The organism is Flavobacterium magnum, from assembly GCF_003055625.1.
GTDB lineage: Bacteria > Bacteroidota > Bacteroidia > Flavobacteriales > Flavobacteriaceae > Flavobacterium > Flavobacterium magnum.
On record NZ_CP028811.1, the window covers coordinates 3,239,977 to 3,254,220 of the forward strand.

Sequence of the window (14,244 nt, forward strand, 5' to 3'; positions counted from 1 at the left end):
ACCGCCCCAAGCGAATCGTGAAAAAATTACTCCTCTTATCGTTTTTCAGCATTTTAAGTTGTAAGTCAAAAGATGAAGTGGCTATTATTGAAATGATGTCTTATGAATATGAAACACAGAATGCAAAATGGTTTGTTCACTCATATCTTTACACTTCAATCGATGAAAATGGATTTTCTAAAAATATTGAGGAAATAGATTCGCTAAAAAGCAAAATCTATTCTTCACAAATTAATAAACAATTAATAACACAAATTATAGATAAAACCAGTGCTGAAAAAGAATCATATTACAGATTTAAGCGGACTCCTGGCGGCTGCTATTTTGGACCAATTTTTCGATTCAGGATTACATATGAAAATGGAAAGCAAATGTCTTTTATTTTTAGAAACAGGAATTATAAAAATGATTCAAAATACATTTTATTCAAATCGCTTTATGATCAAATAATCAAACCAACAAAAAAAGTAGATTTAGATAATCAAGAATTCAAACAACTCAACTCAAAGTTTGAAAAATATAAAGCTTTTGTATATCACAAAGATACTTTGGAACTTCCGTTACCACCACCACCACCGCCAGCTCCAAAAATAGATGAAGTGAAATTTACCCAATAATTGTTACTGCAGGTAACAGCGGTTTCACGCAATTGCTGCTTTCCTTGTAAAATGAACTTCTTTTTTCCATAACTTCGTTCTGTCCAGCCGAGAGTACTCAGTTCCAAAAGCCGCAACTGACGTGAAGCCGCCGGACGTTATAAGCCATTTTTCGTCGCACGTATCAAATTGGAATCAATAAATTTAAATTTAGAAATGAAATATTTAATTGCACTTTTTATAATTTGCTTTTCAAAAAGTTATTGTCAAAGCGAACTGAACAATCAAGATTTTCAGCAGGCAAAAAAATTATACATAGAAATGGTACACACTTATGACTATAATGAAATGGTGCGTTTTCTGGATGAATTTAAATCAAAATTGCCTATTGAAATTAGAGATGTAAACTTCACAACTCAGGAAGAGTTCAGGAAGTACATTTTTAACAACATTGAAAAAAGTTTTTTCGATGATAAAGAGCAAGCTGAAAAATACATCTTATATAGAGACGAAGTTATTTCAAAAGTGATTAAGAACAACTCGGAGTTCTACGAGCTATTTAAAAAATGTAGTCCAGAACAACTTTTAGAAATAATGAAAAATAGTCCTTAACAAGATAAAACGGCTTATAACAGCGGTTTCACGCAATTGCTGCTTTCCTTGTAAAATGTAACTGCTTTTTCCATAACTTCGTTCTGTCCAGCCGAGAGTACTCAGTTCCAAAAGCCGCAACTGACGTGAAGCCGCCGGACGTTATCAGCCATTACACGACAAAACTATGCTTGAAATAGAATTTGAAAACCCGAACATCAGCGTATGCGAATGCTGCGGAGGAAAAACAACTCGACTAACTCGGTTTGTTCACAAAGACGGAAATGCATTCGCAATTTATTATTTAAGCTTTACTGATAATCATCCTGATAAATCAATCATTGGCATAATCAGTATTGGAGACTGGGGAAGTGACGGTCCTCCGAAAAACAGAAAATCATTTCCTTTTAAAATTTGGACAAATGAAAAAAATTACCAAATTGGTTTGATCGACAAAATTGAATCGCCATGGCAAGATGCTTTATTAGGAGAAATATTGAACAGAAATGAAGCGCTAAAACATAATTGGATTAAAGATGTATTTCACATTACCGACCATATCGTCGCAGAGGACATACTCGCAATTGAGTATTTAAATCAAAGTAACGGCTGATAACAGCGGTTTCACGCAATTGCTACTTTCCGTGTAAAATGAACGACCTTTTTCCATAATTTCGTTCTGTCCAGCCGAGAGTACTCAGCTTCGAAAGCCGCAACTGACGTGAAGCCGCCGGACGTTATGCGTGATTTTGTTGTGTTGAAAGTTGGAGCTCCGCTCCTATTTGGTTTTGGGTGATTGGCTTGTGACTACATACGTTTACGTTGTCTTGGGATCAATATTAAAACCAACGCATAACAGCGGTTTCACGCAATTGCTCCTCCTCTTGTAAAATGTAACCGCTTTTTCCATAACTTCGTTCTGTCCAGCCGAGAATACTCAGCTTCGAAAGCCGCAACTGACGTGAAGCCGCCGGACGTTAGCCGTAACCAATCCAAAAGTCGCGTATAACCAAATGAGAAAATTTTTATTTATTCTAGCTTTATCGAGCTTATCGTGCAATAAAGAAGTAAAAAATACGGAATCTGAAAATGGAGTAATTTCTGAAAGTGATTTGTATAGTGTTATCAACTCATTACAAAATTGTGCCCTGAAAGGCACAATTTATTATTCTGAAAATGATACACCATATGATAAAAACTTCATCGAGACGTATAAACTGGATTCAATATTCAGCACTGAAGATGTGGACTTTTTCAGAAAACAAATGAAAAAAGCCACCGATTTTAAGTTAGATATACGAAAGACTAAATGCGACAGAATAATAACCAAGCACAACATAAACAAAATGCGTTTAGAAAGTAAAACTGACGAAATTTTTTGGGAAAAGATTCGGATGAAATATGGTCCGTTAACATGTTTAGCTTACATAAAACTTCCGATATTCTCAAAGGACAAAAATTATGTGATTTTTTCCAGCAACTATTCAACTGGTCCGCACTCGTTAGGTGGATCTATAGAAATATACAAGAAAATAAATAATAAATGGAAACGCTTTCATTCATTATCGGGATGGGTGAGCTAATTTGGCTACGGCTAACAGCGGTTTCACGCAATTGCTACTCCCTTTGTAAAATGTAATCGCTTTTTCCATAACTTCGTTCTGTCCAGCCGAGAGTACTCAGTTCCAAAAGCCGCAACTGACGTGAAGCCGCCGGACGTTACCTGCAAGCTCAACCAAAATGACGCAAAAGCCTAGAATGAAATCACTTACTAGATATTCGAAAGAACAGTATGAACTTGTGAAAGATTCAAGAAATGTACTTTTTGACTATTGTAAGACAATTTCTGCTGAAGACTTCATAAATCAGAATAGTTCATTCGGTCGCGGTGGTAGTATGAGAAATCTTTTAGTCCATATTGCTAACACTTACCAATATTGGATTGCAAACGTTTCTCTGAGAAAAAATATAGCTTACGATGAATATGAAACTGTAAAAAATATATCTGACACAATCATGTTGTTCAACGTTGTTGATGAATTTATGAGTGACTTCTTCGAAAGAATGGATTCGCTCACCGAGATTCAATACGAGATTAGCGGGGTAAAAAAAGTTAGTGACAGCTTTAAGATATTTACACACGTCATTACACACGAATTCCATCACAAGGGACAAGTTTTATCGATAAGCAGACATTTGGGATACGTTCCAATTGATACAGATATTATGCGATAGAGCCTGCAGGTAACAGCGGCTTCACGCAATTGCTGCTTCCCTTGTAAAATGAACGACCTTTTTCCATAACTTCGTTTTGTACAGCCGAGAATACTCAGTTCCAAAAGCCGCAACTGACGTGAAGCCGCCGGACGTTGTGCGACAGTTTACCCAAAATGAACGCAAGGAGAAATATGAAAAATTTATTAACAGCTATTCTATTAATATTTGCACTAATGAATTTTAGCTGTTCTCCAGTAAAACAAATTGAAAAAAAAATTTCTACAATTGACAAACAAATAAAAAACAAACCTTTTAGAATGTCCTTCAATTTCGATGACCAGTTAGAAACTAAAATGTTTGAAAATGAAAACGGAATTACAAAAATGAATATTGAAGTAATGTTCCACCGCCCTTTTGTGATAGGCAAATTTCAAATATATTTTGAAAATGACATTTCTTTTTTCATAGCCGAAAAAGTTGAAGGTGATTATACAGCAAATTCAAATGATAAAAAGTATCACGTTTCGGAGGACAACAAAATTTACATTAACAATTGGGAGACATTTGATGTCAAAGTAGTTGGTAGCGATAGAAGCTACTTAGATAAAACAGGCTATATGAAATTGATTGACAATGCATTAAAAGACATCACAGAGTCTGAAAAAAAATAAAACCGTCGCACAACAGCGGTTTCACGCAATTGCTACTTTCCGTGTAAAATGAACTTCTTTTTTCCATAACTTCGTTCTGTCCAGCCGAGAGTACTCAGTTCCGAAAGCCGCAACTGACGTGAAGCCGCCGGACGTTATGGGCAATGCTAAACCAAAATTGCGTAAAAAAAAGCTTGAAATATCTCTTTATATGGCTTTGCATGACATTTGCAAACTTGGGTTACTCGCAGGAGCAAATGTTGCCTGTAGGATCAAACGCAGATGAAATTGCAAAACGAATTCAGCAGAGGGATAGCAGTAAAATTGGAACAAGGCTGCCTACATTTGTTGCAGGCGAATTGGACGACTCGATATTCTATAGTGCTGATACAACAAGAATCACCTTTTATTATTTTTGGTATGATTGCGGCGAAGCTTGCTTCGGTCAAATTGATGCCTTGAATGAATTACAAAAAAAATATAGCGGGAATGTAGACTTTATATCGGTTACTAATTTAAATAAAACAAGACTGTTAGAAGTGATTGAAAAAAAATCCTTCAATTTCAAACATTGCATGATAACGCAGGAAGAAATAAATAATTTAGGATTCGCAAACGGTTACCCTTTGACATTAATTACTGTCGATGGAGTTATTAAATTATGCAAATCCGGTGGACCTATAACTCATGAAGCAATTGAAAAGTGGAAAGACGAATACATGAAAGTTTTGAACACATATTTATGATACAAGCACTGCCCATAACAGCGGTTTCACGCAATTGCTGCTTTCCTTGTAAAATCAACTTCTTTTTTCCATAACTTCGTCTTGTCCAGCCGAGAATACTCAGTTCCAAAAGCCGCAACTGACGTGAAGCCGCCGGACGTTATATGCCATTGATACGCACCGTCAACGAAAACAACGCAAAAATGTTAATCCTTTTCATATTATTTTTCTTAGTAGTTTTTGTCATTATTCCAATTGGGCTCGGAATTTCAATTTATAAATTACTGAGAAGAAATAACAAACAAAAATCAGCGAATTATTTTGCAATCATTTACACTTCAGTTTTAATTTTAGTTGCAATCAATCTAATTTTTGAAGATGAGTTATTTACTAAAAGTGACGCCGAAAACTTAGTGACTGAGCAGCATATTTTTTTGAAAGATGACTTTAAATTAACTGAAAACAAGTCTATGTCAGCAGTCGGTGATTATTATCATACTTTCACTTTGGAAATTTCCACCGGGGATAAAGAAAGAGCGATAAATAAAATCAAGACTTCAAGTGGCTTTAAAATTCAAGGCGAAAAAATTACAGACTACCTTTACGAAAATGTAAATCGATATAAAGGGCCAACGAAAATCCAAAATTATGAAACCAAGGATTCTTTTGTGAGGGAATATTTTAAACCTAACGGGAAAGGTTATGCTCCAACCTTTCGAAGAATTTCTATTGATAAATTAAAGAATCAATTAGTTTTTGAAGATATGGACGAATAATTTCAACGGCATATAACAGCGGTTTCACGCAATTGCTGCTTCCCTTGTAAAATGAACTTCTTTTTTCCATAACTTCGTTTTGTCCACGCCGAGAGTACTCAGTTCCAAATGCCGCAACTGACGTGAAGCCGCCGGACGTTGTGCGCAAGCAGTACTCACCGGACTTGAAATTAGCCGACCATGAAAAAGTATATTCTTTTATCGACACTAGCTCTGTTTATATCTTGTCGAAAAACGGCGGAGGAAAATGCTATAGAATTTCAACCTAATAAAAATCTGATTGATTTTAAAATCACTCATGGTTTGAATGAAGACGAAGTTTATAAATTAAATGATGATCAATTACAATATTTAAATTCCGAGAAATTCAATCCCAAAACCGACACTATAATGTATAAGAAAAACGAATTATATATATCTTATTTGACATTTATGACAAGCGGGCCAGAATACAGAGGTGATTTTAAAATCAAAGGTGATTCGCTTTTATTAGAAATAATTCCTTTTGCGGATTATGCGTTAACAGAACAAATGGCAGATCGAATTGTATTTAAAATTGCTAACAATGAAAACAAAAAGTTCAAAATTAAAAAAGGAATCTAAATTCTGCCAGCGCACAACAGCGGTTTCACGCAATTGCTGCTCCCCTTGTAAAATGAAACACCTTTTTCCATAACTTCGTTCAGTCCAGCCGAGAGTACTCAGTTCCAAATGCCGCAACTGACGTGAAGCCGCCGGACGTTATGCGTGATTTTTGTTGTGTTGAAAGTTGGAGCTCCGCTCCTATTTGGTTTTGGGTGATTGGCTTGTGACTACATACGTTTACGTTGTCATGGGATCAATATTAAAACCAACGCATAACAGCGGTTTCACGCAATTGCTGCTTCCTTTGTAAAATGAACTTCTTTTTTCCATAACTTCGTTCTGTCCAGCCAAGAGTACTCAGTTCCAAAAGCCGCAACTGACGTGAAGCCGCCGGACGTTAGCTGTAACCCAACCAAAAATGACGACAAATCGAGCTATCAATAGTTATTAGCTGTGCTTCAATAGATAGCTTTCTATTTCCATGTAATCAAAAATGTTCTCTTCGAATACCATCTGCTTAAATATTTCCACTTGAATTTCTGCGTCGAGTTCATCTTCATTCGTAGACTGATCGGCAATATAAAATTCCCATCCAATGAGGTCTATTTTATTTTGATGATCGTACAATAATTGCGCAAGTTCCAATTCCGCAGGTGTAGCTTTTAATAGCGATGCCCATTTATCAAAGTTTGCGATTTTTGCGATGACATGCTGGGCATTCATAAGGCTGAAATTATCTTCGTCGATGCCAAATTCCGCAATAATCATTTCAACGTCAAAATACCTAGGACTGTATTCGTATAAAAAAGCATTGGTGGTTTTGTCCAAAACCGTAGTTTTCGTTTTAAAATCTCTGAGTAGATTTTTTGCTTGAAGTTTGAAGTAGTCAATAGTGTTCATAATATAATCCTTTATTTCAAAGATTATTATCCTGGAGATTTTGCGTTCGTATACTTTGGTCGGATAATAAGCTCTGAAGGTTATATTATCTTGTTATTGGTTGATAAAATCTTTGCACGAACGAGCAGGCATACCAAAACACCTTATGCAAATATAAAAATTTTATTAAACATCTTTTACTAATTTTAAATTTCCTCACTTGTTTAATACGAATGGGCAACAGCTAACAGCGGTTTCACGCAATTGCTGCTCACTTTGTAAAATGAACCGCCTTTTTCCATAACTTCGTTTTGTCCACGCCGAGAGTACTCAGTTCCAAAAGCCGCAACTGACGTGAAGCCGCCGGACGTTAGCTGTCAGTTTTCGGCGAACCTAGAAAAATCACGTAAATGAGTAAAATCTATTTCATTTTATCGGTTATACTTTTGTTAGTTTTCGTTAGCTGTAAAAACGAAACGCAAAAATATATTCCTAATAAGTTTGAAAGAATATGGTACTCAATAGATGGGCGCTTAAAAATTGATTCTTCGCATGCTTTTGAGTATGTTAAGTATACTTGTGTCTCTCAATCAATCTCAAAAGGGAAATGGAATATAGTCAATGACACTATATTTCTCAATAGTTTTTCTCCATATGGATGCTATTTTGAAGAAGAATTTGGAATTCCACCATCAGCTGACACAACTCAGTTTACACCACTTAAAACGACCGAAAAGAATTGCGAACCAAATAGCGGTTATGTAAATTTTAGAAATGAAAAATTCTATATAAAAGATTCGATACTCATATCGAAAAAATCTACCTATTATAAAAATGGGGAATTTAATCTTCATACCAACTTTAAAATGAAAAACTACTACGAATAAAACCGTCAGCTAACAGCGGTTTCACGCAATTGCTGCTTCCTTTGTAAAATGAACGACCTTTTTCCATAACTTCGTTCTGTCCAGCCGAGAGTACTCAGTTCCAAATAACGCAACTGACGTGAAGCCGCCGGACGTTATGCGTGATTTTTGTTGTGTTGAAAGTTGGAGCTCCGCTCCTATTTGGTTTTGGGTGATTGGCTTGTGACTACATACGTTTACGTTGTCTTGGGATCTATATTAAAACCAACGCATAACAGCGGTTTCACGCAATTGCTACTTTCCTGTAAAATGAACCACCTTTTTCCATAACTTCGTTTTGTCCAGCCGAGAGTACTCAGTTCCAAAAGCCGCAACTGACGTGAAGCCGCCGGACGTTATGCGTGATTTTTGTTGCGTTGAAAGTTGGAGCTCCGCTCCTATTTGGTTTTGGGTGATTGGCTTGTGACTACATACGTTTACGTTGTCATGGGATCAATATTAAAACCAACGCATAACAGCGGTTTCACGCAATTGCTGCTCCCCTTGTAAAATGAACCGCCTTTTTCCATAACTTCGTTTTGTCCAGCCGAGAGTACTCAGTTCCAAATGCCGCAACTGACGTGAAGCCGCCGGACGTTATATGCCATTTTTAACGAATCGAACGTAAAATGACCAGCCGAATTATATGCGTTGTCTTTATTGTGCTACTTACAAGTTGTAAGTCGAAAACACCAATGGAGCAAGTTCTTGCTGACACGAATAAAAAGAATTCTTTCTTTGACTTGTACTATTTATCCGGCAGTAATTTCTACATTACTACAAAATTCAGCGAGTGCGGTGAATGGGGCGGTCATAAAGAAGGAATGAAAATCTTTTCTGATACAAAAAGAAAACAATATAAACTTGACTATTACAAACTGTCTTTTGACTGCGAAAACGTGCAAAACGCAAACATCGATACTTTAGTTCATAAAACAATCTTGTTAAATAGCCATATCCAAAACGCAATAAATAAATACTTGCAAGAATTAGTAATTGCGAAAGTCAGGTCAAAATTTCCGGGTCATTCCGGCAATTATTTTACCGCTGCGAGTGCTGATTCGACATTTCGCATTGAGCTTTATGATGCTGACAAAAGGAATTTAAAAAGCTATAGTCATCTGTTGAAAAAATTGCGCCTGAATTAAAACGGCATATAACAGCGGTTTCACGCAATTGCTGCTTCCCTTGTAAAATGTAACCGCTTTTTCCATAACTTCGTTTTGTCCAGCCGAGAATACTCAGTTCCAAAAGCCGCAACTGACTTGAAGCCGCCGGACGTTAGCTGAGAGCCTACAAATGCAAAATCCTGAAATAGGTTGACAAAAAATCAACAACTATTTACAGGACAATATGAAAGCAAAGAAACATCCCTGTCAGAAAAAATGCGTGGGATTTGACTTAAAACTAAAAATCATTGATGAAGTTTGCAACGGACAGATTTCCGTCAACCACGCATCGGTAAAATACCAGGTCGGGCGCAATGCGATCTATTATTGGTTGCAAAAATTTGCTACTTTAGAGCAAAAACAAAAAGGAATGTCAAATAAGGACGAAATAAAAAAACTAAAGGAAAAGATTCAGGAACTGGAATTCATTAAAGACTTCCAACAGATGATAATTGCCGAAGCAGAGATTGATACCGGGAACGATTACGCAAAAAAGTCGCTGCCCGAATCATTGGCCAAAGAAGTGGAACTAAAGAAAAAAGCCATTTTAAAATCAAATGGATCTGCCAGTGCTTCGGGATATCAAGACAAGCCTTCTACAAAAAAATGAACCTTTGCAAAAAACAAAAATCCGATAATCAAAAACTCGTAAAAATGGTCGTCGATAAAAGGGCTGAAATCAACCAGGCAACCCTAGGCCGTAAGCTATACCAGCTTTTAAAGCAGGACATGAACCGACACAATATCAAGATGGGACGCGACAATTTCTTTGGATTTCTAAGGGCTCATACCCTACTGGTGGCCAAACAACGAAACTTTACGCGAACCACTAACTCCAATCATCTCTTCAGGAAATTTAAAAACCTGGTGCAAAACAAAGTACCTGATCAACCCGAGGAACTTTGGGTCAGCGATATTACTTATCTAAGATTAAATGGGAAAAATGCCTATTTAGCTTTAGTAACCGATGCCTATTCCAAAAAAATAATGGGCTATCACCTGGCAACAAATATGAAAGCTTCATTATCGATAGAAGCATTAAAAATGGCCCTAAAAAACAGAAAGTATCCAAATAGAAAACTAATACATCACTCCGATAGAGGATTACATTACTGTTGGCCGGAATACGTCAAAATCCTGCAGGAAAACGACATCCTGATAAGTATGACAGAACAATATGATCCATATGAAAATGCCATCGCTGAACGAATGAACAAACCATGAAATATGAATTTGGACTCAATCAGACTATCCCAAACAAAACAATAGCTTTGAAGATGGTCAGGCGCGCTGTAAGGATTTATAACACTTTAAGGCCGCACGACAGCTTAAAAGGTAAAACGCCAGTTAGCGTGCATCTAAACGCAGATATGCCCTATAAATCATATCGTAGGAATAAAGAAATTATTTATCTAAATTTGAATTGAAAACAGAGTAAAAATCTGTCAACCTATTTCAGGACGTTACACCTCAAGAACCGTAATCGAACATGAAAAAAATCATATTTGTTTTTCTCTTAATTTTCATGTCGTGTAAAACAACTAATGAAATCCGATACGTAAATCAATATGATTGCTCTTTAGAATATCTCGATTCTAAATTTGAATTCAAATTTGAGCTAATTGAATTTCATGAAAATTTCGCGTATTGTGCGACTGAAGGCATTCCGTATGCTTTATTAATTGGAAAAACTGACGATCCAAGACTGCCTAAAAAAATCTCTGTATTTTCCCAGTGTAATAATAACCATTACACTGTAGGTGAAAAAATGATAATCGTTCCGAAAGAAAATCCAACAAAAAGCACGTCACTTAAACCAATATATTTCACAAAAGACACCATTGTGAATTCCGTCAAGTTCAGAAAGATAATTGGTTGCGAAAATAAAATTATTTGGGGAAATCCAAAATAAACGTCGCACAACAGCGGTTTCACGCAATTGCTACTTTCCTTGTAAAATGAACCGCCTTTTTCCATAACTTCGTTCTGTCCAGCCGAGAGTACTCAGTTCCAAATGCCGCAAATGACGTGAAGCCGCCGGACGTTAGCTGTGATTTTGGCGTGACGACCAAACTATTACGTTCCATCAGCAGCAGAATCCTTTTAAAAATAATCCGTATATTTGCTTTGTGCAAAACAGTATTAAAAATGACTTACGAAATATCTTTTCAGGAAAGAGCGAAATTAGGTTTGGAGCAACTATCCAAGCAATCGCCGGTTACCTTAACAATGGCACGCAAGCAAGCAAAGAAATTGCAGACTCAAAGTACTTCAAAAAACAAGAAGCAGAGAAGTTAGATTCTTACATCTCTGAAAATAATCTTTGGAAGGAGATTGACTTTTCACAGTACGTAAGTGAAGGCGCTGAACAGAAAGTTTATCTTAAGGATTCAGAACATGTAATCAAACTTAATGATGCTATTTATTATGCTTGTTGGAAAGATTATTTTCTAAATTTATTACTCCATAATTATTTCTTTCCCGACACAGCTTACAATTTGCTTGGGTTTACAAAATCTGAAAATGTCATTTATGCTGTTGTTGAGCAATCGTACGTTGCAATCACCGGTCCAACAGACTTAAATGTGGTCAGGAAATTCTTGGAGCAAAATGGTTTTCAAAATAATCGTAACAATGATTATTACAATCCTGAATTAGGAATAATTATTGAAGATCTTCACGATGAAAATGTATTGACGCGAAATGAAATTCTTTATTTTATTGACACAGTATTTTTCGTTACAGACGAGTTTCTGAGCTAAAATTAAAACCACAGCTAACAGCGGTTTCACGCAATTGCTGCTTACCTTGTAAAATGTAACCGCTTTTTCCATAACTTCGTTCTGTCCAGCCGAGAATACTCAGCTTCGAAAGCCGCAACTGACGTGAAGCCGCCGGATGTTATAGGCAAGTTTATCAGCAATCGAACTAAAAGTAAACTCATGAAATTTACAATTTACCTTTTTGTTTTCTTTTCCTCAATATACGGATTTGCACAAAATCAACGAGAAATTTTACTTGTCAGCACTAGTTTTTATAATCAAAAATGCAAAAATGTAGCGTTTAGAGTTAATCAAAAACAAATTCAAATAGATAATTGTTATGATTCTGAAACAAACGAATTTAACATTACCACAACCATAGATATAAAATCAGAGAAAGTAGTTCAGCAGATTTATAAAATGAGTACGGAAGATTTGAAATATTATGAATCGCAAATCGATTCTACTAAAAATTGTGATGCAATCAAACCAATTAAAATCTTTGTATTTGAAAGAGGAGTTAAAACTGAAATAGAATGGAGTGGAATACAAAATTGTTATCCTAAATCCGTGAAAAAAATTGTTGAATCTCTTGAACAACTTTTTATCAAGTACAAATTAGAGTAAAGTATGAGTAATCAAGCCTGCCTATAACAGCGGTTTCACGCAATTGCTTCTTCGATTGTAAAATGAAACACCTTTTTCCATAACTTCGTTTGGTCCAGCCGAGAATACTCAGTTCCAAAAGCCGCAACTGACGTGAAGCCGCCGGACGTTATAGGCAAGCTTTAAAAAACTATATGAAACGAATAATCCTGCTTCTGATATTGGGTTTTTCAAGTTGTGGAACAACAAAAGAGAATCGACAAATGAAAGATATTTATATTCAAGAATTCAAGACAGTGTATTTTAAAAGTCTACTAAGAAAAGGCTTTAATAATAGCAAAGGTTATAATGATGCCGTGAAAATTGACAATAGTCATTTTGTCGAACCAATTTTAAGTTCTGAAGATTATAAATATATTGATAGCTTGACCACAATTGGTAATAAATTCATGGCTACTGATTCTCTTGAGAGTTTTGGGCGAAGAGCAGAAGGTGCAGCAGGGAAAAGAGTTTTTTATTATGCGTTAGAAAAATATAACAGTAAATGGCTTGACAGTATCTGCAAGAAACGGTTGGAAAGATATTGGAAAGCGGAAAGAAGTTTGCGTTAAAAAAGCCTGCCTATAACAACGGCTTCACGCAATTGCTACTTTCCGTGTAAAATGAACTTATTTTTTCCATAACTTCGTTTTGTCCAGCCGAGAGTCCAGTTCAAAATGCCGCAACCGACGTGAGCTCGGTAAAGCGAACAACCGAAGGAAGCCGTCGGACATATATTGAAAACTGAGCAAATGAAGATCGATCTAAAAAACAGGGTTCAAAAAAAATGGTTTGCTGTTATAACTACAGTTGTTATAGCTGAGCTATTTACTTTGTGGGGAATTTACGGTATTAAAGAATATGGAGTATTTTTGTTCTTTCTGATTCCATTTTTCATTGGAGCAGGATCAGTTTTACTGTTCGGCTTCAAAAACCAGGTGACTTTGAAAGAAGCTTGTAAAATTGGACTTGTAAGTGTGAGTATGTATGCGCTGTGCCTTATATGTTTCGCAATCGAAGGCCTCATTTGTATCCTAATGGCGTTCCCAATTGCGGCAATTTTCACATCAATTGGCGCAGTAATTGCTCATAATTTTACCAACAGGAGTACCATGAACGCATCTTCTACATTCTTAATTTTGGTCGCAGCATTGCCAGCATTGTCATTTCTCGAAAGAGACTCCACCCCTGATTTGACCTCGGTTGTCTCGTCAATTGAAATTAATGCCTCTCCGGAAACAGTCTGGAAGAACGTTGTTGAATTTCCGAAATTGAAAGAGCCTAAAGAATTTATTTTTAGAACAGGTATTGCCTATCCTGTAAACGCCGAAATCAAAGGTCGGGGGATTGGTGCCATAAGATATTGCAATTTCACAACCGGAAAATTTATTGAGCCGGTAACTGTATGGGACGAACCGAATCTCTTAAAATTTAGTGTTGCGGAACAACCTGCGCCACTCAAAGAAATTAGTTTTTGGGACATTGATGCTCCGCATTTACATGACTATTTCGTTTCGAAACAAGGTCAATTCAAACTTATTCGACTATCAAATGGCAATACGAAATTAGAGGGAACAACCTGGTACTATCACGACATAAAACCTGCTTTCTATTGGAAGATTTGGAGTAATTATATTGTTCACAAAATTCATTACAGGGTTTTGAATCACATTAAAACCCGTTCCGAAAAACGAAAGGTAACATAACAGTGGCTTCGCGCACCCGATCGATAGCGAATGGAGCG

At 36.3% G+C, this 14,244-nt stretch carries 20 protein-coding genes; 19 read left to right on the top strand and 1 reads right to left on the bottom strand.

Translation table 11 applies throughout. The features are described 5' to 3' along the window. Positions 1–17: 17 nt before the first annotated feature. The 9 genes from HYN48_RS14175 to HYN48_RS14215 all read left to right on the top strand — a co-directional run bounded on the left by HYN48_RS14175 (position 18) and on the right by HYN48_RS14215 (position 6,158). Entirely contained in the window at positions 18–617 is a 600-nt protein-coding gene (locus HYN48_RS14175) for a hypothetical protein (RefSeq protein WP_108372854.1), read from the top strand. A gap of 195 nt (positions 618–812) precedes the next feature. Further along, a complete protein-coding gene (locus HYN48_RS14180) occupies positions 813–1,208 on the top strand; it encodes a hypothetical protein (protein ID WP_146171826.1) in 396 nt (131 codons plus the stop codon). A gap of 166 nt (positions 1,209–1,374) precedes the next feature. After that, entirely contained in the window at positions 1,375–1,800 is a 426-nt protein-coding gene (locus HYN48_RS14185; RefSeq protein ID WP_108372858.1) for a hypothetical protein, read from the top strand. A gap of 400 nt (positions 1,801–2,200) precedes the next feature. Next, positions 2,201–2,770: a hypothetical protein gene (locus HYN48_RS14190; RefSeq protein WP_108372860.1), complete on the top strand. Its 570-nt coding sequence runs from the start codon at positions 2,201–2,203 to the stop codon at positions 2,768–2,770. 175 nt (positions 2,771–2,945) lie between these two features. Further along, entirely contained in the window at positions 2,946–3,422 is a 477-nt protein-coding gene (locus HYN48_RS14195; RefSeq protein ID WP_108373667.1) for a DinB family protein, read from the top strand. Between the two features lie 173 nt (positions 3,423–3,595). Beyond that, on the top strand, positions 3,596–4,075 hold the full coding sequence (locus HYN48_RS14200; RefSeq protein WP_146171827.1) for a hypothetical protein: 480 nt from the start codon (positions 3,596–3,598) through the stop codon (positions 4,073–4,075). Positions 4,076–4,275: 200 nt separating this feature from the next. Further along, positions 4,276–4,800, top strand: coding sequence for a hypothetical protein (locus tag HYN48_RS14205; RefSeq protein ID WP_146171806.1), 525 nt, complete (start codon positions 4,276–4,278; stop codon positions 4,798–4,800). A 182-nt stretch (positions 4,801–4,982) separates the two neighbouring features. After that, positions 4,983–5,555, top strand: a complete 573-nt coding sequence (locus tag HYN48_RS14210) for a hypothetical protein (RefSeq protein ID WP_108372864.1) — start codon at positions 4,983–4,985, stop codon at positions 5,553–5,555. 180 nt (positions 5,556–5,735) lie between these two features. Beyond that, complete coding sequence (locus HYN48_RS14215; protein ID WP_108372866.1) at positions 5,736–6,158, top strand: hypothetical protein; 423 nt, start codon at positions 5,736–5,738, stop codon at positions 6,156–6,158. A 429-nt stretch (positions 6,159–6,587) separates the two neighbouring features. Here HYN48_RS14215 and HYN48_RS14220 read toward each other — a convergent pair whose 3' ends face one another. Further along, the gene (locus tag HYN48_RS14220) at positions 6,588–7,040 is read right to left on the bottom strand and encodes a hypothetical protein (protein ID WP_108372868.1); all 453 of its coding nucleotides are present in this window, start codon (positions 7,038–7,040) and stop codon (positions 6,588–6,590) included. A gap of 389 nt (positions 7,041–7,429) precedes the next feature. On the opposite strand from HYN48_RS14220, the gene HYN48_RS14225 reads away from it, so the two are divergent. The 10 genes from HYN48_RS14225 (at position 7,430) to HYN48_RS14275 (ending at position 14,206) form a co-directional block, all read left to right on the top strand. After that, complete coding sequence (locus HYN48_RS14225; protein ID WP_108372870.1) at positions 7,430–7,906, top strand: hypothetical protein; 477 nt, start codon at positions 7,430–7,432, stop codon at positions 7,904–7,906. Positions 7,907–8,619: 713 nt separating this feature from the next. Then, complete coding sequence (locus tag HYN48_RS14230) at positions 8,620–9,072, top strand: hypothetical protein (protein ID WP_108372872.1); 453 nt, start codon at positions 8,620–8,622, stop codon at positions 9,070–9,072. Between the two features lie 205 nt (positions 9,073–9,277). Continuing rightward, positions 9,278–9,703: an IS630 transposase-related protein gene (locus HYN48_RS14235; RefSeq protein WP_108372874.1), complete on the top strand. Its 426-nt coding sequence runs from the start codon at positions 9,278–9,280 to the stop codon at positions 9,701–9,703. Further along, complete coding sequence (locus HYN48_RS14240; protein ID WP_245946012.1) at positions 9,673–10,317, top strand: IS3 family transposase; 645 nt, start codon at positions 9,673–9,675, stop codon at positions 10,315–10,317. The genes HYN48_RS14235 and HYN48_RS14240 overlap by 31 nt, the downstream gene beginning before the upstream one ends. Continuing rightward, positions 10,314–10,520 (top strand): integrase core domain-containing protein, encoded by a 207-nt coding sequence (locus tag HYN48_RS15410; RefSeq protein WP_108372879.1) that lies wholly within the window; start codon positions 10,314–10,316, stop codon positions 10,518–10,520. The genes HYN48_RS14240 and HYN48_RS15410 overlap by 4 nt, the downstream gene beginning before the upstream one ends. A 62-nt stretch (positions 10,521–10,582) precedes the next feature. Continuing rightward, the gene (locus tag HYN48_RS14250) at positions 10,583–11,005 is read left to right on the top strand and encodes a hypothetical protein (protein WP_108372881.1); all 423 of its coding nucleotides are present in this window, start codon (positions 10,583–10,585) and stop codon (positions 11,003–11,005) included. 217 nt (positions 11,006–11,222) lie between these two features. Beyond that, positions 11,223–11,855: a putative polyvalent protein kinase domain-containing protein gene (locus HYN48_RS14260; protein ID WP_245945963.1), complete on the top strand. Its 633-nt coding sequence runs from the start codon at positions 11,223–11,225 to the stop codon at positions 11,853–11,855. Positions 11,856–12,035: 180 nt separating this feature from the next. Continuing rightward, entirely contained in the window at positions 12,036–12,482 is a 447-nt protein-coding gene (locus HYN48_RS14265; RefSeq protein WP_108372885.1) for a hypothetical protein, read from the top strand. Between the two features lie 173 nt (positions 12,483–12,655). Continuing rightward, on the top strand, positions 12,656–13,072 hold the full coding sequence (locus HYN48_RS14270) for a hypothetical protein (protein WP_146171828.1): 417 nt from the start codon (positions 12,656–12,658) through the stop codon (positions 13,070–13,072). 180 nt (positions 13,073–13,252) lie between these two features. Beyond that, positions 13,253–14,206 carry an SRPBCC family protein gene (locus tag HYN48_RS14275; RefSeq protein WP_108372890.1) on the top strand — a complete coding sequence of 318 codons (954 nt, stop codon included), beginning with the start codon at positions 13,253–13,255 and terminating at the stop codon, positions 14,204–14,206. Positions 14,207–14,244 lie beyond the last annotated feature (38 nt).

Bases quoted from the DNA above. Each gene is read 5' to 3' on its own strand.
- HYN48_RS14265 (WP_108372885.1), top strand. From the start codon at position 12,036: ATGAAATTTACAATTTACCTTTTTGTTTTCTTTTCCTCAATATACGGA.
- HYN48_RS15410 (WP_108372879.1), top strand. From the start codon at position 10,314: ATGAAATATGAATTTGGACTCAATCAGACTATCCCAAACAAAACAATA.
- HYN48_RS14190 (WP_108372860.1), top strand. From the start codon at position 2,201: ATGAGAAAATTTTTATTTATTCTAGCTTTATCGAGCTTATCGTGCAAT.
- HYN48_RS14275 (WP_108372890.1), top strand. From the start codon at position 13,253: ATGAAGATCGATCTAAAAAACAGGGTTCAAAAAAAATGGTTTGCTGTT.
- HYN48_RS14180 (WP_146171826.1), top strand. From the start codon at position 813: ATGAAATATTTAATTGCACTTTTTATAATTTGCTTTTCAAAAAGTTAT.
- HYN48_RS14195 (WP_108373667.1), top strand. From the start codon at position 2,946: ATGAAATCACTTACTAGATATTCGAAAGAACAGTATGAACTTGTGAAA.
- HYN48_RS14225 (WP_108372870.1), top strand. From the start codon at position 7,430: ATGAGTAAAATCTATTTCATTTTATCGGTTATACTTTTGTTAGTTTTC.
- HYN48_RS14250 (WP_108372881.1), top strand. From the start codon at position 10,583: ATGAAAAAAATCATATTTGTTTTTCTCTTAATTTTCATGTCGTGTAAA.
- HYN48_RS14220 (WP_108372868.1), bottom strand. From the start codon at position 7,040: ATGAACACTATTGACTACTTCAAACTTCAAGCAAAAAATCTACTCAGA.
- HYN48_RS14205 (WP_146171806.1), top strand. From the start codon at position 4,276: ATGACATTTGCAAACTTGGGTTACTCGCAGGAGCAAATGTTGCCTGTA.
- HYN48_RS14185 (WP_108372858.1), top strand. From the start codon at position 1,375: ATGCTTGAAATAGAATTTGAAAACCCGAACATCAGCGTATGCGAATGC.
- HYN48_RS14235 (WP_108372874.1), top strand. From the start codon at position 9,278: ATGAAAGCAAAGAAACATCCCTGTCAGAAAAAATGCGTGGGATTTGAC.
- HYN48_RS14215 (WP_108372866.1), top strand. From the start codon at position 5,736: ATGAAAAAGTATATTCTTTTATCGACACTAGCTCTGTTTATATCTTGT.
- HYN48_RS14200 (WP_146171827.1), top strand. From the start codon at position 3,596: ATGAAAAATTTATTAACAGCTATTCTATTAATATTTGCACTAATGAAT.
- HYN48_RS14230 (WP_108372872.1), top strand. From the start codon at position 8,620: ATGGAGCAAGTTCTTGCTGACACGAATAAAAAGAATTCTTTCTTTGAC.
- HYN48_RS14210 (WP_108372864.1), top strand. From the start codon at position 4,983: ATGTTAATCCTTTTCATATTATTTTTCTTAGTAGTTTTTGTCATTATT.
- HYN48_RS14270 (WP_146171828.1), top strand. From the start codon at position 12,656: ATGAAACGAATAATCCTGCTTCTGATATTGGGTTTTTCAAGTTGTGGA.